We start from the raw sequence: 17,774 nt of genomic DNA, 5'->3' as shown, positions 1-17,774 counted from the left end.
CGCGTCAATGCAGGGTGCGCGGCATCGCCAGCACAAACTCGGAGATGGTGGTTTCAAACGGAATGCCGTTCTCGCCCACGCAGTGGTACGTGCCACGCATGGTGCCCACCGGCGTAGGCAGCGGACAGCCGCTGGTGTATTCGAACGTTTCGCCCGGCGCCAGCAACGGCTGCTGACCCACGACGCCCAGCCCCCGCACCTCCTGCTCACGCTCATTGCCATCGGTGATGATCCAGTGACGGCTGATGACTTGAGCCGGATGCTCGCCCGTATTGGTGATGCGCACGGTGTAAGCGAACACGTACTGACGCTCGCCGGGATCGGATTGGTCCGGCACATACTGCGGCGCAACCGTGACGGTCAATTCATAAGGTTTCAAGACCGAGTCCTGGATACGGGGTTGGAATGACTACAATGATGGCACATTTTGCCACCCGAAAAGCCGTCGATCATGTCCGATTCCTCTCTGGCGCCCACCACGCGCATCGCTCCCAGCATCCTGTCCGCCGACTTCGCCCGCCTGGGTGAAGAAGTCAAAAATGTCGTGGCCGCAGGCGCCGACTGGATTCACTTCGACGTGATGGACAACCATTACGTTCCCAACCTTACGATTGGTCCGATGGTATGCGCCGCGATCCGTCCGCATGTGAATGTGCCGATCGACGTGCACCTGATGGTCGAACCGGTGGATGCCATCATTCCTCAGTTTGCCCAGGCCGGCGCCAACATCATCACGTTTCACCCCGAAGCCTCGCGCCACATCGATCGCTCGCTGGGCCTGATCCGCGATAGCGGTTGCAAGTCCGGGCTCGTGTTCAACCCCGCCACGCCGCTGTCGTTCCTGGATCATGTGATGGACAAGGTGGACGTGATTCTGCTGATGTCGGTCAACCCCGGCTTTGGCGGCCAGAGTTTCATTCCTTCCACGTTGGCGAAGCTGCGCGACGCGCGCCGTCGCATCGACGCCTGGGTGCAAGCGGGCGGCCAGCCCATCGCCTTGCAGGTGGACGGTGGCGTGAAGGTCGACAACATCGCTGAAATTCGTGCTGCCGGCGCCGATACGTTTGTGGCCGGATCGGCAATTTTCGGCAAACCCGATTACAAGCAGGTGATCGATGCCCTGCGCGAACAAATCAAAAAAGGCGAAACCGTTGCCATTTGACCGCGAGGCGCGTAGCGCTCCCCCCCGCCCCACCGCACCGCCCGTCACGGCCGGCGCAACGCTCACCGTGATCACGGCGGCACTGATCGATCTGGACGGCACGCTGCTGGATTCGATTCCCGATCTGGCGCACGCTGCCAACGCCATGCGCATCGACATGGGTATGACGCCGCTGCGCGAAGCCGTGATCGAAACCTTCGTGGGCAAAGGCGTCGAGAATCTCATTCGCCGCACCCTTGCCGGGCAACTGGACGATGTGGAATCGGACCCAGACCAGTTCGCCGCCGCGCGCGAATCGTTCTTCCGCAATTACCACCTGGTCAATGGCGACAAGTCGACCGTTTACGACGGCGTGATCGACGGCCTGAAGGCCATGCGCGCGCTGGGATTGAAACTGGCCGTGGTCACCAACAAGCCCACCGAGTTCACGTTGCCGCTCTTGCAACGCACCGGCCTGGCCGGCTTTTTCGATACGGTCGTGTGCGGCGATACCTGCGCGCGCAAGAAGCCCGATCCGCTGCCGATGCTGTACGCCTGCGAGCAGCTGGGCGTGGCACCCGCGCAAGCCGTCGCGATCGGCGACTCCATCAACGACGTGCAGGCCGGCCAGGCAGCCGGGGCGCGTGTGCTGGTCGTGCCCTACGGCTACAACGAAGGTCATGACGTGCGCACGCTGAAAGTCGATGGTATAGTGAGCAGCCTGATCGACGCGGCCCAATGGATCGCGAGTCAGACCGAGGCGCAAGTCTCGTCGCCGAATTGAAGGTCAAGCGATCGTGTTTTATCGATCGATCGCGATAACCATCAACCGCAACCCTTTTTGATAACGTCGACCCAAACCCGACCATGTTGCTTTCGTACCCGATTCAAATGTCTTCCGGCGCCTATTGGCGCTGGTGGTATTTGACCTCCGGGTGGCGATGAGCGCTCTCCGGCCCCCTAGGCGCATGCCGAGCGGAAGCCGACAGTAATACGACACATCCCCAAGCCCGGAACCAGATCGCTGGCCGGGCTTTTTTGTGTCCAGCGATTTGTGGCCGTTGCCCCCAAAACAAGCACTACGAGATCGGACATGACAGAAATCGAATTCAAGGCCCTCGCAGCTCAAGGCTACAACCGCATTCCGCTGGTCAAGGAGACGTACGTCGACTTGGACACGCCGCTCGCGATCTACCTGAAGCTCGCGCACAGCGGCCCGCATCAAGGCCGCATGAGCTGCCTGATGGAATCCGTGGTCGGCGGCGAGCGCTTCGGCCGCTACTCGTTCATCGGCCTGCCGGCCCGCACCGTGATCCGGGCGAGCGGCACGCTGACCGAAGTGCTGCGCGACGGCAACGTGGTGGAAACGCATGAAGGCGATCCGCTGGCGTTCATCGAAAGCTACCAGGCGCGCTTCAAGGTGGCGCTGCGCCCCGGCATGCCCCGCTTTGCGGGCGGTCTGGCCGGCTACTTCGGCTACGACACCGTGCGTCACATCGAGCCGAAGCTGGGCCCTGCCGTGAAGCCGTTTCCGGCCGGCATGGAAGAAGGCACGCCCGATCTCATGCTGATGCACGTGGACGAACTCGTGATCGTCGACAACCTTGCAGGCCGCACGTACCTGATGGTGTACGCCGACCCGGCCCTGCCCGAAAGCTACAGCAAAGCGCAGAAGCGCTTGCTGGAGTTGCGCGCCAAGCTGCGCAAGCCGGTCGAGATCCCCTACAGCCTGGCCAGCCTGCAAACCGATGAGCGCCGCGACTTCGACAAGGCCGACTACCTCGCCGCCGTGGCGCGCGCCAAGGAATACATCGCCGCCGGCGACTTGATGCAGGTGCAGGTGGGGCAAGTGATCGCCAAACCGTTCCGCGACGCGCCCCTGTCGCTGTACCGCGCGCTGCGCTCGCTCAATCCGTCGCCCTACATGTACTTCTGGAATTTCGGTGACTTCCAGGTCGTGGGTGCATCCCCCGAGATCCTGGTGCGCCAGGAAGCGATCGTGGTCGACGGCGAATCGCGCTCGCGCGCCACGATCCGCCCCCTGGCCGGCACCCGCCGCCGCGGCGCCACGCTGGAAGAAGATGCGGCGCTCGCCGAGGAGCTCAAGGCCGACCCCAAGGAAATCGCCGAGCATGTGATGCTGATCGACCTGGCGCGTAACGATCTGGGCCGCATCGCCGAAACCGGCACGGTTGACGTGACCGATACGATGACCATCGAGCGCTACTCGCACGTGATGCATCTGGTGTCCAATGTGACAGGCACGCTCAAGCCGAACATGAGCAGCATGGACGTCCTGCGCGCGACCTTCCCGGCCGGCACCCTCACGGGCGCACCGAAAGTGCGCGCCATGGAAGTGATCGACGAGCTCGAACCCGTGCGCCGTGGCATCTACGGCGGCGCGGCCGGTTACTTGAGCTACAGCGGCGAGATGGATGTCGCGATCGCGATCCGCACCGGCGTGATCAAAAACGGCACGTTGTATGTGCAGGCGGCCGCCGGCGTGGTGGCCGACTCCGACCCCGAAAAAGAATGGCAGGAAACCGAGGCCAAGGCACGCGCCGTATTGCGTGCCGCGGAACAGGTCCAGGTGGGCCTGGACGAACCCATCTGAATCCCGGAGAACTGCCATGCTGTTGATGATCGACAACTACGATTCGTTTACCTACAACCTCGTGCAGTATTTCGGCGAACTGGGCGAAGACGTGCGCGTGGCGCGCAACGACCAGATCACGCTGGACGAGATCGCCACGCTCAAGCCCGATCGCATTTGCGTGTCGCCCGGGCCGTGCTCGCCGACCGAGGCCGGCATCTCGATCGACACGATCAAGCGCTTCGCGGGCGCCATTCCGATTCTGGGCGTGTGCCTGGGCCATCAGGCCATTGGCGCGGCATTCGGCGGCAACATCGTGCGGTCGCCCAACATCATGCACGGCAAGACGATCCGTCTGTCGCACACCGGCACGGATATTTTCCGCAACCTGCCCTCACCCTATACGGTGATCCGCTACAACTCGCTCACGATCGATCCGGCCACCGTGCCCGATTGCCTGGAAGTTACGGCGACCGCCGAGGATGGCGACATCATGGGCGTGCGCCATCGCGAGTTGCCGATCTATGGGGTGCAGTTCCATCCCGAGTCGGTACTGAGCGAACACGGCCATGCGCTGTTGCGCAACTTTCTGACCCTCTAAAAACAGCGCGGAGCCAACCATGCCTATTACGCCTAACGAAGCGTTGACGCGATGCATCGAACACCGCGAGATCTTTCATGACGAGATGCTGCATCTGATGCGCATGCTGATGCGCGGCGAAATGTCGCCGCAGCTCGCAAGTGCCCTCCTGATGGGTCTGCGCGTGAAGAAAGAGACCATCGGTGAGATCGCGGCGGCCGCACAGGTGATGCGCGAATTTGCCACCAAGGTGGACACGCCCGATCCCAACAACCTGCTGGATATGTGCGGCACCGGCGGCGACGCCAGCCACACGTTCAATATCTCGACCACCGCGATGTTTGTGGCCGCTGCCGCCGGTGTGCGGATCGCCAAGCACGGCAACCGCAGCGCGTCGTCGTCGTCGGGGAGCGCCGACGTGCTCGAAGCCTTGGGCGCCAACCTGATCCTGACACCCGAACAAGTGGCCGAGAGCATCGAAGCCACCAATATCGGCTTCATGTTTGCGCCCGCCCACCACGGCGCCATGAAAAACGTGGCCGCGATTCGCAAGGAACTCGCCGTTCGCACGATTTTCAACATCCTGGGGCCGCTCACCAATCCTGCCGGCGCCGCCAACCAACTGATGGGCGTGTTTCACCCGGATCTCGTCGGCATCCAGATGCGCGTACTGCAGCGCCTGGGCTCCAGGCATGTGCTGATCGTGCACGGCAAGGATGGGATGGACGAAGCGTCGCTGGGCGCGGCTACCCTGGTGGGCGAGCTGAAGGACGGCGAGGTGCGCGAATATGAGATTCATCCTGAAGACTACGGACTTTCCATGATGTCCAATCGTGGCATCAAGGTGTCCAATCGCGAAGAATCGCGCGAGCTCGTGCTGGAAGCGCTCAATAACGTCGAGGGCCCCGCCCGCGATATCGTCGCCTTCAATGCGGGGCTTGCCATTTACGCCGGCAACAAGGTCGATTCGATAGAATCCGGCATGGCCCTTGCGTTCGAAACCATTGCTAACGGCTCGGCGCGGGCGAAGCTTGAAGACTTCTGCGCCTACACCCGGAAATTCACCACATGAATGACATCCTAGCGAAAATCCTCTCCGTCAAAGCCGAGGAAGTCGCGACCGCGCGCCAGTTGCGCAGCGAGTCGGAACTCCTGCGCGAAGCCAAGGCGCGGCAGGACGTTCGCGGCTTTGCCCAAGCCATCGAAGACAAGATCGATGCAGGGCGTGCAGCCGTCATCGCCGAGATCAAGAAAGCATCGCCCTCCCGCGGCGTGCTGCGCGAGCATTTCAGTCCCGCCGAGATCGCGTCGTCCTACGCCGTACATGGCGCCGCCTGCCTTTCGGTGCTCACCGATGTGCAGTTCTTCCAGGGGGCTTACGACCATCTCCGCCAGGCGCGTGCGGCGTGCACCCTCCCGGTGCTGCGCAAGGATTTCATTATCGATCCCTACCAGATCGTGCATGCCCGTGCGCTGGGCGCCGACTGCGTGCTGCTGATCGCAGCCGCCCTGTCGCCGACGCAATTGCTGGAGTTCGAAGCCTGCGCGATGGATCTTGGCATGGATGTGTTGATCGAAGTGCACGACGCAGCCGAACTCGACATCGCCCTCACCATGCAAACGCCGCTGTTGGGCATCAACAACCGCAATCTGCGCACGTTCGAAACCAGCTTGCAGAACACCCTCGACCTGCTGCCCCGCATCCCGGAAGGCAAGCGCGTGATTACCGAGAGTGGCATTCTCACACCCGACGATGTGCGCCTGATGCGCGGCAATGACGTCCACGCGTTTCTGGTGGGCGAAGCCTTCATGCGCGCCAAAGAGCCGGGCGCCGAACTCGCGCGCCTGGTGGCCTGACCGCCATGTTCGAAGAAGCCGAATCCGATCCGATCGTTGAGAAAGCGACCGCCAAAAAGGCGGAAGAAAAGCTGCGCACCGCCTTGCTGCAGGCGCAATACGCATTTCTGGAGAAAGCCGATCGCGCCTTGCTCGTGGTGGTGAGCGGGATCGATGGGGCCGGCAAAGGCGCCACGATCAACCAGATCAACGAATGGATGGATCCGCGGCATATCCAGACGCTCGCGTTCGGTGCCCCCTCACCTGCCGAGGCCAGTCGGCCGCCGATGTGGCGCTACTGGAACGCGCTGCCTGCAAAAGGGCGAACCGGTATTGTGTTCGGGTCCTGGTATGCCGAGTTGGCGCGGGAGGCTTATCGCAAGAAGCCGAATCTGGTCCGCATCGAAACGCTTGCCGATGAAATCGCAGCCTTCGAAGCCATGCTGAGCCGCGAAGGCGTGCAGATCGTCAAGCTCTGGTATCACCTGTCGCGTGAGGCCCAGGCCGCACGCACCGCGCATCTGCTGTCGGATAAAGATACCGCGTGGCAAGTGGCACCGGCCGATCGCAAGGTCGCCAAGCACTTCGATCGCCTGCGCAACGCCGGCATGGCGATGATCGATCGCACGCAGTTGTCGTACGCCCCGTGGATCGTGATTCCCAGCGCGGATGAGAAGCTGCGCACGCTGCGCACTGCCGAGACCATTCTGGCGGCGCTCCGTCATCCCGGACCGAAGCCGCGCCAGCAACCGCGCTGGACGCGCGCAGCCGAATTGAAAATGCTCGAGCAACGCGCCGCACACGCAGGCGCTGCCCTGGCCACCGAACCTGGCGTCGAGAGCGTGGAAAAAGAGGATTACACGGCAGAGCTCACGCGCTGGCAGGCGCGCCTTGCGCGTGCCGTACGCAAACGCAAGTTTGCCGAGCGCTCGCTGGTGCTTGTGTTCGAAGGTCAGGACGCCGCCGGCAAAGGCGGCGCCATCCGGCGTATCACGCTCGCCTTGGACGCCCGCCAGTACGACATCGCGCAGATCGCAGCACCCAGCACCGAAGAACTTGCCCGGCCCTACCTGTGGCGATTCTGGCGCCGCGTGCCCGCACTGGGGCGCATCGCGATTTTCGATCGATCCTGGTACGGTCGTGTCCTGGTGGAACGGGTGGAAGGATTTGCACCTGAACAGGCGTGGCGCCGCGCCTATCGCGAGATCAATGAGTTCGAAGCGGAGCTGAACGCCGCCGGCGCGATCGTCGTCAAATTCTGGCTGGCGGTGTCGGCGGATGTGCAGTTGCAGCGCTTCAAGGAACGCGAGCAGTCGCCGTTCAAGCATTTCAAAATCACCGACGAGGACTGGCGCAACCGCAAACAGTGGGACGCGTATGCAAAGGCCACGCGCGACATGCTGGCGCGTACCGACACGCGCGAAGCGCCGTGGCATGTCATCCAGGCAGACGACAAACGGCAGGCACGGCTGGACGTATTGCGTGAGGTGGTGCTGGCCCTCGAACACGACAAGCCCGGCGACCATGAACGCACACTCTGAACACGCTGGCCGCGCCGATCCCGAATGCGCGCTGTGCCGCGACGACGGCGGCCGGGTACTGTGGACCGGTCCCCGGCTACGCGTGATCGATGCAGGCGAGCCTGAGTATCCCGGCTTCACGCGCGTGATCTGGCATGCGCATGTGGCCGAGATGACCGACCTGTCGCGCGAAGAGCGCGACCTCATCATGCACGCGGTCTGGCTGGTCGAGCAGGCGCAGCGCGACGTGCTGCGGCCGGACAAAATCAATCTGGCAACCTTTGGCAACTATGTGCCGCATCTGCATTGGCATGTGATCCCGCGCTGGCGCGACGATCCGCAGTTTCCGGATGCGTTTTGGTCGCCTCGGCGCCGTCCGCCCACGGCCGACGCCCCGCAAGGCGCCGCACGTCTGGCCCGTCTGGAAGCCTCGATGCCGGACTATCGGATGGCGCTGGCCACCGCGCTGGACGAACTCCGCTAGCTGCCGGACGGCCACACGGCAAAGCGATCAGGCGACCTTGAAGGTCACCACAATACGACTGAACGGTGCATTGCGATCGACCATGATCGCGTTGGGGCCGCGGCCTGCATACGCCTTGATGAGGCGCATGCCAAGCCCGGTACCTTGCGGTGTGGGAAAGGCGTCGGGGAAGCCCGGGCCTTCGTCCTCCACCGTGACTTTGACGTCCCTGCCTGCGGCAGCAAGCGTGACGGCGATATCGCCTTTGCCATACTTGATCGCATTGGTGACGAGTTCGGCCGTGACCAATCCGAGCGGCGCAAGCTTCTCGGCCGGTACGGTGACCTCGGACGGCGCCTTGAAGGCAATCGACCGGTCCGATGCCAGTGCGCGCAGGTCCGTGACCAGCCCGCTCAGATAGGCGCTGGCATTGGTGGCTTCCTGATTGCCTTCGTACAAGCGCTGATGCACCGACGCCACCGTGAGCACACGCGTGGCCGCCACCTGCAGGTGACTGGCCACCGTTTTATCGCCGGCCAGGTTGCCTTGCAGTGCCAGCAACGTTTGCACGAGCTGCAGGCTGTTGCTCACGCGATGATGCACTTCCTTCATCATCAATTCGGAGGTGTCGAGCTTGGTTTCCTGCACCGAAATCAAATCGGCCAGGATCTGCTCATTGGTATGACGCTCGGTGATGTCGCGCGACACGGCCACGATACGTTCGATATCGCCCGCATCGCCCTTGATGGGCGCCACGGACACGTCCCACCACCGGGCCTCGCCACGGCGGGTGGGGCTGTACGCTTCGAAGCGTTCCGACTCGCCGTTCAGCGCCCGGCGGATGGCATGTTCGACCTTGGACGGATCGTCGATGGGCCAGACGTCGCGCCACGACTTGCCCTGCACTTCGGCGAAGTCTTCGATTCCCATCTGCTGCATGCCATTGGCATTCATGAATTCGACGTGGCCGTCGGGCGTCAGCACCTTGATGCAGTCGGTACTTGCGTTGAGCACGCTCTCCGACAACAACTCATTGCGGCGCTCGTAGCGCTCGGCGCCCACACGCTGAATCGTCATCGAGATGACGTTGGCGATCGACTCCATGAAAACGATGTCGGCTTCGATGAAGTCTTCGCCGTTCGAGCTATCCGCTTCGAGCACGCCAAACGATTCCGGCACGCCTCGAATCGGCACATTGATCGCGCGCTTGATGCCGTGACGCAGCAGCAGATCGGGCGTGCGGAAGCGGTGCTCATCACCCAGGTGATTGGAGATGACGGGACGACCGCTGATATAGGCATGGCCCGCAGGACTGGCATCGTCGGCGCTCAGCGTGGCCGTCCCGATTTCCTCAGGCGCCCAGCCCACGCCATTGATCAACAACAACCGCTCGTCAGCGGGTTGATACTGCAGCACTTTGACGTACTGCGCATGCACGCCTTGAGCAACCACCTCGCAGGCCTGCTTGAGCGCCTGCGCAATATCGCGCATCTGATGCGCAGCGATCGCGAATTCGACGGCCAGCTCGTGCTGACGCCGCAAGCGCACACTCGATACTTGCACTGCGCTCGTCACCAGCTCGTCTACGGTCGGCTCGCTCATCAACATTCCTCGGATCGCCTCGATGAGCCAGAAAAGGACGCATCGATCGGCGCGATGTTAGCCTACATTTGGCCCGATCCGGCGGGAACTGGGCGTATGAACGGCAACGCTGCAAGTGAGCCACGTCTTGCTGACGACGCGCTTGCAGAGACGTGCGCAGGGGCAATGCAAGGCCGCCATCCAACATCGAGTAGTGGCACAATTTGCGCCGATGAATACCGGCATACCCATGACGACCGACAACCGACTGCAGACCTCCCTTCATTCGCTCACCGACGCGCTGCCCATCGCCTGGCGCGAGGCCTTGAGCGCGCCCTCCGTGAAGAACGCGCTGACGCAAATTGCCGACTATGTGGACGCCCGCGTCGCGAGCGGCGCGACCGTCTATCCCGCCGCCCCCTATCGCGCCTTGACCACGATCGCGCCGCAAGATGTGCGCGTCGTGATCCTGGGTCAGGATCCGTATCATGGCCCCGGTCAGGCCCAGGGCCTGGCCTTCTCCGTGCCCGACGATTGCCGCCGGCCGCCGAGCCTGCGCAATATCTTCAAGGAATTGGCGCGCGAATATCCGGACGCGCCCACGTCGCCCGCCAACGACCTGTCGTCCTGGACCGCGCAAGGCGTGCTGCTATTGAATACGTCGCTTACCGTGGAAGACGGACAGCCCGCATCGCACGCCAAACGCGGTTGGGAAGTCGTCACCGACGCGCTGATCGCCGACGTCGCGCGCCAACCCGGTGCACGCGTGTTCATGCTGTGGGGCGCCCACGCCCAAGCCAAACGCGCCTTGCTCGCGCCGCGCGACGACCGATTGGTGCTGTGCGCCAATCATCCTTCGCCGCTTTCCGCCATGCGGCCGCCCGTGCCGTTTCTGGGCTGCGGGCACTTCGCACAGGCAAATGCGTGGTTGGAAAACCACGGTCGCCCCGCGGTCGACTGGGCCTCACCGCACACCGGTGTAGCCAGACAAGGCACTTTTGGGTTATGATTCTCGCACTGCACAAACCAACGACTCGGCATAGGCCTCTGTAAGCAGAGGCCAACACGCAGTTTTATCGGGCAATTTCATGTGACCAACACATGCCCGTTCAGATGCCGAGCGTCATCGATTCCTGACCTCCTTTCCTTTCGCACCGCACTCCCCTTGTGGAATGCATGACGCGCACGGTTGATTCGGTCGGCACGATGCTCCGTCAACCGTCGCCCGTCTCGGCTAGAAGCCTAGCGGCGGCATGGTCGCTTTTCGCGGCCGAAGGAAAGTCATGTCTTTTCAAGACCTGGGCTTGTCGCCCAAACTGTTGTCCGCGCTGGCTGATGCTGGCTTCACGACCCCCACTTCCGTTCAAGTTGCCGCGATCCCGAAAGCGCTCGCCGGCAGCGATTTGATGGTTTCGGCGCAAACCGGCAGCGGCAAGACCGCAGCCTTCATGCTGCCCGCCCTGAACCGTATTGCCCAGAACGCCGACCGCGGCGTTGGCGTGCAAGTGCTGGTGTTGACCCCGACGCGTGAACTCGCGATGCAGGTCACCGACGCCACGATCGCCTACGGCAAGAACCTGTCCGATCTGCGCACCGCCACCATCGTCGGCGGCATGCCTTACGGCGCCCAATTGAAAGCCCTGTCGCGTCGCATCGACGTGCTGGTCGCCACCCCGGGCCGTCTGCTCGACCACCTGCAAGCCGGCCGCGTCAAGCTGTCGACCGTGCATACGTTGGTGCTCGACGAAGCCGACCGCATGCTCGACATGGGTTTCATCGAAGATATCGAAACGATCGTCGGCCGCCTGCCGAAGGAACGTCAGACGCTGCTGTTCTCGGCCACGCTCGATGGCAACATCGCCAAGCTGGGCGCCACGCTGATGAACAATCCCGAGCGTCTCGAACTGGCCGGCCAGAAAGAAAAGCACAGCAACATCACGCAAAGCCTGTACTACGCAGACGACCTCAGCCACAAGCTGCAGTTGCTCGACCACGTGCTGCGCGATGCCGCACTCGATCAAGCCATCGTTTTCACGTCGACCAAGCGCGGCGCTGACGATCTGGCCGATCGCCTGTCGGAACAAGGTTTTTCGGCTGCCGCATTGCACGGTGACATGAACCAGCGCCAACGTACCCGTACGTTGACGATGCTGCAGCGCGGTGCGTTGAAGATCCTGGTTGCCACCGACGTTGCCGCTCGCGGTATCGATGTGCAAGGCATCAGCCACGCCGTGAACTTCGACCTGCCGATGCAAGCCGAAGACTACGTGCACCGTATCGGTCGTACCGGCCGCGCCGGTCGCAGCGGCCTGGCTTTCACGCTGGCCACGCACTCGGAACGTCACAAGATTCGCCGCATCGAAAGCTTCACCGGTCAAACGATCGACGCGCAAACGATTCCCGGCCTGGAGCCGAAGCGTTCTGCCCGTCCGTCGAGCGATCGTCCGGGCGGCAAGCCCTTCAACAAGCGCAGCGGCCCGAGCCGTGGCGGCTTCGGCGGTGGTCGTCCGGCATTCGGCGGTAACGGCGGCGGCTACGAAGGCCGTGGCAAGCCCGCAGCGCGCCCGTCGTTCAACGCCCGCCCTGAAGGCGCTGGCGGCGGATACCGTGGCGATCGTCCCGAAGGCGGTTCGCGTCCGGAACGTAGCGAAGGCTTCCGCGCCGAGCGCAGCGAAGGCTTCCGTGCCGACGCCCCCCGTCCGAGCTTTGGTTTCCGCGGCGACGGCGACCGTCCTGCCCGTCCCCACGGTGCAGCACCGGCCGGCGCCCCCCGTGGCCCGAAGCCCGCATTCGGCAAGCGTGAAGGCGCTCCGGCCAAACGCTTCGGCAAGCCGGCTCACGCCGAACGCCGCGATTGAGAAAGCAGGCCAATACCCTTCCCGAGCTTGATCCGGCCGCACGCGCGCACAGCGCGCGCACGGCCGACGCCTTACGCGGCATCATTGCCGCGCAAGGCGGCTGGGTCTCTTTCGAGCAGTGGATGGCCGATGCCCTGTATACCTCCGGCCTGGGGTACTACGCGGCAGGCAACATCAAATTGGCCGATACCGATTCGCCCGCGTCCCTCGCGGGCGATTTCGTTACTGCGCCCCAACTCACGCCGGTATTCGCTCAGACCTGGGCACGCTGCGTGGCCGAAGTGCTGCAAGCGTGCGCGGGCCGAACCGTACTCGAGTTCGGTGCCGGCACCGGTGCGCTGGCGGCCGACATGCTGGACGCGCTCGACGCGCTGGGTGTGGCAGCGGATTACCGCATCATCGAAGTGTCGGCCGATCTGAAAGCGGTGCAACAGACGCGGCTGGCGCGCTTTGGCGATCGCGTGCAATGGCTGGATCGTTTGCCGGATCGCTTCGTCGGCTGCGTGGTGGCCAACGAAGTGCTCGACGCCATGCCGGTGACGGTGTTCGGCTTCGATGCCCAGGGCGCGCTGCAAGAACATGGCGTGGCCGTCGATGGCGACGGCCATTTCGTGTGGTCGCCACGGCCCGCGTCACCTGCCTTGCAGGCGCACCTTGCCGGCCGGCTGCCCGCCATGCCGGGCTATGTGTCGGAAATCAATGTGCTCGGCGAGCAATGGATCGCGGCGATGGGCCGGTGGCTCACGCGCGGTGCGGCGCTGCTGATCGATTATGGTTTTCCGCAAAGCGAGTACTACCATCCCCAACGCGCCGGCGGCACGTTGATGGCGCACTTGCGCCATCACGCGCATGCCGATGTGCTGCGGTATCCCGGCGTGCAGGACATCACTGCGCACGTCGATTTCACTGCGATGGCGCAGGCTGCGATCGATAACGATCTGGATGTGCTCGGCTATATCAGCCAGAGCCGCTTTCTGATGAACGCCGGCCTGCCGGCGGTGCTGCACGCCTACGACCCCAACGATGTGGCCACCTACGCGCGCGTGATGGGCCCGGTGCAAAAGCTGGTGTCTGAAGCCGAAATGGGCGAACTCTTCAAAGTGCTCGCCCTCGGCCGCGGTATCGATACGCCACTTACGGCGTTCGGAACGCGCGACCGCCGCCACACGCTTTAAGGCGCAAGCGCCGCCAGTCGCGCTTTGCGCACAGCCTCCTTGATGCCTGCGGGATTGGCCGCCTGGCCACGCGCTACGGCGCCGGCATCCACGCCGCGCACGCACGCCGCATCGGCCGACCAGGCCGACACCGCCACGCGCTCGTCCCACAACACAGCCGCTGCGAGCAGCGCCTCGAATCGCTCTGGCTTGCGCAACGCATCGGCGCGTTCAATCAACGCAAGGCGCGCATCAAGATCGTCACGTCGAGCAAGCCCGTCCAGCATGATCGGCAACAGCCGCGCGTAGTCCGCGCAAAGCTGCGGCACGCGCATGCGCTGGCTGAGCGCATCGCGCTCGGGCGACTCGACGCACAATAGCGCATAGCGTTGCGGCAAGGTCATGTCGAACCGCGCGGCCGTGTCGACAGCCGCCAACGCGCGCGGCGTCGCGTTCAGTTGCGGCATGATGCGTTCGAGCGCTCCGCACTGCGCCAGAATGTCGAACATCCGCGATGGTGCGACGGCCATCAAACCGCGTGCGACTTCCTTCCATACCCGCTCGGCCACCAGCGCATCGGCCTCGCCTGCCTCGACCATCTGTCGGCAAAGCGCCATGGTTTCCGGCGCAACGGTGAAGTCACCGAAACGCGCGGCAAAGCGGGCCAGCCGAAGGATTCGAACCGGATCTTCTGAAAACGCATTGCCCACATGGCGAAACACGCGTGCCGCGACATCCGCCGCGCCGCCCAGCGGATCGATCAGCGTGCCGTCTGCAGCCTGCGCGATGGCATTGACCGTAAGATCGCGGCGCTTGAGATCGTCGGCGAGCGTCACATCCTCGCCGGTGTAGAACGTGAAGCCCTGATACCCCAGCGCCGTTTTGCGCTCTGTGCGCGCCAAGGCGTATTCCTCTTTCGTCGAGGGGTGCAGGAAGACTGGGAAATCCCCGCCCACCGGCATGAAGCCCCGTTGGGTCATGGCTTCGGGCGTGCTGCCCACGACCACCCAATCGCGGTCGCCGGCAGGCAGGCCGAGCAAGGCATCGCGTACAGCGCCGCCCACGACGTACGCCTGCAATCCCGTCGTGGCGGCGTCGTCCGTCATTGCAGATCGGTCGATTCGTTGCCTTGCGGCACGATGCGGCCCAACCGCGCCTTCAACGATTGCGGTTGGCCACTGAAGAGGGCCGCATAGTAGGTGGCGTTGGACATCACGTTTTTGACGTAGATGCGCGTTTCAGTGAACGGAATCGTCTCGGCGAAGATGGCACCTTCCACCGGATGGCTCAAGGTGCCGCGCCAGGCGTGCGGACGGCGGGGACCGGCGTTGTAGCCGGCGCTGGCCAGCACTTGCGAGCCGCTCAGATCCTGCAGCACCATATTCAGATAGTTGGTGCCCAGACGCGTATTGACGTCGAAATCGTTGACGCTATCCGGCGTGAAATCGTTCATGCCGATCTTGCGCGCCACGAACTTGGCCGTGCCTGGCATCAATTGCATCAAGCCCGACGCGCCCACTTGCGAGCGTGCATTGCTGATGAATCGCGACTCCTGACGGATCAAGCCGTACACCCAGGCCGGATCGAGCGAAATCTCGCGCGCCTGGGCAGAGACGCGGCCTTCGAACGGCGCAATGTAGCGCTGCGTGAAATCCACTTCCCGAGCGGTGCGATCGGACGTATTGACCACGCGATCGTAGATGTGTTCGGCGCGCGCCACTTCGGCGGCCGCCAGCAACTCGCGGTCGTTCATGTCGCGAATCGCAAAATTCCACTCGGGCACAGCCTCGGCACGCCAGCCCAGGCGAAACAGCGCCACCGCGCGCTGGATGCCGGGGTCGCCACTCACCCGCAGCACTTCGCGCGGCGTGAGCGGACTGGGGCGAGGCGGCACGACGATCGTGCGGCCCAGTTCCTCAGCCGCCAATTGGCCGTAGAAGTTGTACTCGTCTGCAATCCGCGCATATTCGCGCTCGGCGCGGCTGCGCTGGTTGAGCGCCGCAAAACCGCGACCACGCCAATACACCCACACCGGCTCATCCTGCTGGGACTTGGGCATGTACTCGATCGACTCGATTACCCATTTCCAATCGATGGTGGGCTGGCGCAACGCCGAACGGATCTTCCAGGCCTGGCTGTATTCCGACATGCGGATATGTCCGGCCTGACGGTAATAGCCATCCGCGCGATCGTCGAGATTGAGCGCGGCGATCAGGGCGAACTGACTGCGCACCCAGGCCATATCGGCCTTCGGCGTACGGGCAGCCCAGTCGCGCTCGGCATAGGCGGCGCCCGCTTCCTTTTCCTTGCGCGACAGCCGGCCCAATGCCAGCGTAACGAATTCCTGATTGTCGCGCCCGGCCTGCGGATTGGGCAGGTGCGAAAGCCAACGCATTGGATCGCGCATGACCGAATCGAACGTACGCATATCGTCCGCCGAGAACATGTAGGCAGCCAATCGGCGCGCGTCGGCGATCTTGTCCTGCTCGACGGCATCGCGCATCTGCGGTTGCACGTCGTTCCATTGCACGGCGCGATCGACGACGAGTTGATCGAGCAACGCCCAGCACGCCGAGCCCGGCGTGAATGCCGTGAACGCCTGATCCGACGTGACCTTGCGGCCACCCATATGACGCGCCTGAAGCTGGGCACACGCCACTTGATCGCTGGTGGACTTGACCTCGCCCAAGCGCCTGACGGTGTCGAAATCGCGCGCGCGCGCCGCGGCCAGAATCCAGTCGGTGCGCAGGCGATCGGCGAGGTAGGCATCGCGATGGGTGGCCATGAAGCGCTCCATCGAGCCCGTCGGCCATTGCGCCTGCGGCGCATTCCAGAGTTGATACCGCAACATCCAATATTGCGGATACATGCCCAGCAGATCGGCATCGGCTTGCGGCAGCAGCGAGCCCAGCACCGACCACTGCTTGCGTTGCAAGGCTTCCCGCGCGGCGATCACGGCCGGCAGCGTGGGCGAGCTGAGCATCGGCGCGATGCTGGCCGCCACCTCGGGCATGCCTTGCGCGGCGCCTTCGGCAGCCGCCATTCGCGTGGCATTGGCTTGCTGCTGTTGCGCGTCGACCGACCCACATGCGGCCAAACACAAGAGGACCAGTGGCGACCAACGGCGCCAGCCGTGCCGCGTTACCCCTGCCTGGGATTTCTGATACCGTCCCGCTTTAAGCCTATGCTTCATTTTTTACCGTCGACCCGCATGAATTCGCAAACCCCCGAGGATAACGCAGTCGCTATACGCGCGCGTTTACGCGCTACGCGCGCCGCCCTGCCCGCAACCGTCCGCGACCGCGGCGCGCTGCTCATGCGTGCGCGATTGTTTGCATGGCTCGGCACGGCACGCGATGCCGCCACCAAAGCCGGCCAGCCAGCGCCCACCTGTGTGGCCGCATTCTGGCCCATGGCCGACGAGCCGGATTTGCGGGCCTTGCTCACGCAATGGGCCGATGGCGACGTGACCGTGGCGTTACCGGTGATCGAAGCCGCAGCACAGCCGCTCGCCTTCAAACAATGGTCGCCGGACATCCCGATGACACCGGGCTTGTACGACATTCCCGCGCCGCACGACGGTGCCGTCTGCCAACCCGATGTCATTCTGGTGCCCACGCTTGGATTCACTGCGCGCGGGGATCGGCTGGGTTACGGTGGCGGGTACTACGACCGCACGCTGGCCACATTGCGCGCAGCGGGACGCACGCCCATCACGATCGGCATTGCCTGGTCCGAGGGCCGTCTGCCGGCAGACTATCAAGCCGCCGCGCACGATCAGCGTCTGGATGCCATCCTCACGCCCGACGGCTGGGTGCCGGCCGCACCAGGCGAAGCCGCCGACGCCAAGGCACGCATACCTGCGCCCCCCGCACGCTTCACCTTGCGCTGAAGACATCAAAGCGACGCGCGCGATATCGAAGCGTCGCGACATCGAAGCGTCAGACGGCCACATAGGGTGCCGAAGCCTACGGTGCCGACGTCAATGGTGCCGACGTCAATGGTGCCGACGTCGATGGTGCCGACACGTGCTGTGACGTCAGCCGCA

The 17,774-nt window shown here is 63.8% G+C and carries 16 protein-coding genes; 12 read left to right on the top strand and 4 right to left on the bottom strand.

Going from position 1 to position 17,774, the window contains the following annotated elements:
* Window positions 1-4 precede the first annotated feature (4 nt).
* Window positions 5-379 (bottom strand): Co2+/Mg2+ efflux protein ApaG, encoded by a 375-nt coding sequence (apaG, locus tag EYW45_RS14245; protein ID WP_161136046.1) that lies wholly within the window; start codon window positions 377-379, stop codon window positions 5-7.
* A 72-nt stretch (window positions 380-451) separates the two neighbouring features.
* Here apaG and rpe point away from each other — a divergent pair, with 72 nt between their 5' ends.
* The 8 genes from rpe to EYW45_RS14205 all read left to right on the top strand — a co-directional run bounded on the left by rpe (window position 452) and on the right by EYW45_RS14205 (window position 8,154).
* Complete coding sequence (rpe, locus tag EYW45_RS14240) at window positions 452-1,162, top strand: ribulose-phosphate 3-epimerase (RefSeq protein WP_161136045.1); 711 nt, start codon at window positions 452-454, stop codon at window positions 1,160-1,162.
* A 67-nt stretch (window positions 1,163-1,229) separates the two neighbouring features.
* Window positions 1,230-1,925: a phosphoglycolate phosphatase gene (locus EYW45_RS14235; RefSeq protein WP_328703641.1), complete on the top strand. Its 696-nt coding sequence runs from the start codon at window positions 1,230-1,232 to the stop codon at window positions 1,923-1,925.
* 309 nt (window positions 1,926-2,234) lie between these two features.
* On the top strand, window positions 2,235-3,755 hold the full coding sequence (gene trpE / locus EYW45_RS14230) for an anthranilate synthase component I (RefSeq protein WP_161136043.1): 1,521 nt from the start codon (window positions 2,235-2,237) through the stop codon (window positions 3,753-3,755).
* A 16-nt stretch (window positions 3,756-3,771) separates the two neighbouring features.
* Window positions 3,772-4,335 (top strand): anthranilate synthase component II, encoded by a 564-nt coding sequence (locus EYW45_RS14225; protein WP_161136042.1) that lies wholly within the window; start codon window positions 3,772-3,774, stop codon window positions 4,333-4,335.
* A gap of 19 nt (window positions 4,336-4,354) precedes the next feature.
* Window positions 4,355-5,386, top strand: coding sequence for an anthranilate phosphoribosyltransferase (trpD, locus tag EYW45_RS14220; RefSeq protein ID WP_161136041.1), 1,032 nt, complete (start codon window positions 4,355-4,357; stop codon window positions 5,384-5,386).
* Window positions 5,383-6,171: an indole-3-glycerol phosphate synthase TrpC gene (trpC, locus tag EYW45_RS14215; protein ID WP_161136040.1), complete on the top strand. Its 789-nt coding sequence runs from the start codon at window positions 5,383-5,385 to the stop codon at window positions 6,169-6,171. The genes trpD and trpC overlap by 4 nt, the downstream gene beginning before the upstream one ends.
* A 5-nt stretch (window positions 6,172-6,176) precedes the next feature.
* Entirely contained in the window at window positions 6,177-7,691 is a 1,515-nt protein-coding gene (gene pap / locus EYW45_RS14210) for a polyphosphate:AMP phosphotransferase (RefSeq protein WP_161136039.1), read from the top strand.
* Window positions 7,675-8,154, top strand: coding sequence for an HIT family protein (locus EYW45_RS14205; protein ID WP_161136038.1), 480 nt, complete (start codon window positions 7,675-7,677; stop codon window positions 8,152-8,154). Before pap ends, EYW45_RS14205 begins: the two co-directional genes overlap by 17 nt.
* 27 nt (window positions 8,155-8,181) lie before the next feature.
* On the opposite strand, the gene EYW45_RS14200 is transcribed toward EYW45_RS14205, so the two are convergent.
* Window positions 8,182-9,735, bottom strand: coding sequence for a sensor histidine kinase (locus EYW45_RS14200; protein WP_161136037.1), 1,554 nt, complete (start codon window positions 9,733-9,735; stop codon window positions 8,182-8,184).
* 229 nt (window positions 9,736-9,964) lie between these two features.
* Here EYW45_RS14200 and EYW45_RS14195 point away from each other — a divergent pair, with 229 nt between their 5' ends.
* The 3 genes from EYW45_RS14195 to EYW45_RS14185 all read left to right on the top strand — a co-directional run bounded on the left by EYW45_RS14195 (window position 9,965) and on the right by EYW45_RS14185 (window position 13,747).
* The gene (locus EYW45_RS14195; protein ID WP_161136036.1) at window positions 9,965-10,723 is read left to right on the top strand and encodes a uracil-DNA glycosylase; all 759 of its coding nucleotides are present in this window, start codon (window positions 9,965-9,967) and stop codon (window positions 10,721-10,723) included.
* 274 nt (window positions 10,724-10,997) lie between these two features.
* Window positions 10,998-12,572: a DEAD/DEAH box helicase gene (locus EYW45_RS14190; protein WP_161136035.1), complete on the top strand. Its 1,575-nt coding sequence runs from the start codon at window positions 10,998-11,000 to the stop codon at window positions 12,570-12,572.
* Complete coding sequence (locus EYW45_RS14185; RefSeq protein ID WP_161136034.1) at window positions 12,569-13,747, top strand: class I SAM-dependent methyltransferase; 1,179 nt, start codon at window positions 12,569-12,571, stop codon at window positions 13,745-13,747. Before EYW45_RS14190 ends, EYW45_RS14185 begins: the two co-directional genes overlap by 4 nt.
* Here the strand turns inward: EYW45_RS14185 and EYW45_RS14180 are convergent.
* Together EYW45_RS14180 and EYW45_RS14175 are read right to left on the bottom strand one after the other, a co-directional pair.
* Window positions 13,744-14,832 carry a CCA tRNA nucleotidyltransferase gene (locus tag EYW45_RS14180; RefSeq protein ID WP_161136033.1) on the bottom strand — a complete coding sequence of 363 codons (1,089 nt, stop codon included), beginning with the start codon at window positions 14,830-14,832 and terminating at the stop codon, window positions 13,744-13,746. The two genes, EYW45_RS14185 and EYW45_RS14180, sit on opposite strands and share 4 nt — an antisense overlap.
* A complete protein-coding gene (locus tag EYW45_RS14175; protein WP_161136032.1) occupies window positions 14,829-16,919 on the bottom strand; it encodes a lytic transglycosylase domain-containing protein in 2,091 nt (696 codons plus the stop codon). The genes EYW45_RS14180 and EYW45_RS14175 overlap by 4 nt, the downstream gene beginning before the upstream one ends.
* Before the next feature lie 18 nt (window positions 16,920-16,937).
* On the opposite strand from EYW45_RS14175, the gene EYW45_RS14170 reads away from it, so the two are divergent.
* Entirely contained in the window at window positions 16,938-17,618 is a 681-nt protein-coding gene (locus EYW45_RS14170) for a 5-formyltetrahydrofolate cyclo-ligase (RefSeq protein ID WP_161136031.1), read from the top strand.
* Window positions 17,619-17,774: the final 156 nt, after the last annotated feature.

This window comes from Schauerella aestuarii (assembly GCF_009866805.1).
GTDB classification, from domain to species: Bacteria; Pseudomonadota; Gammaproteobacteria; order Burkholderiales; family Burkholderiaceae_B; genus Schauerella; species Schauerella aestuarii.
Note: the sequence above shows the minus strand (reverse complement) of the source record. Positions and strands in the feature narration are given on the sequence as shown.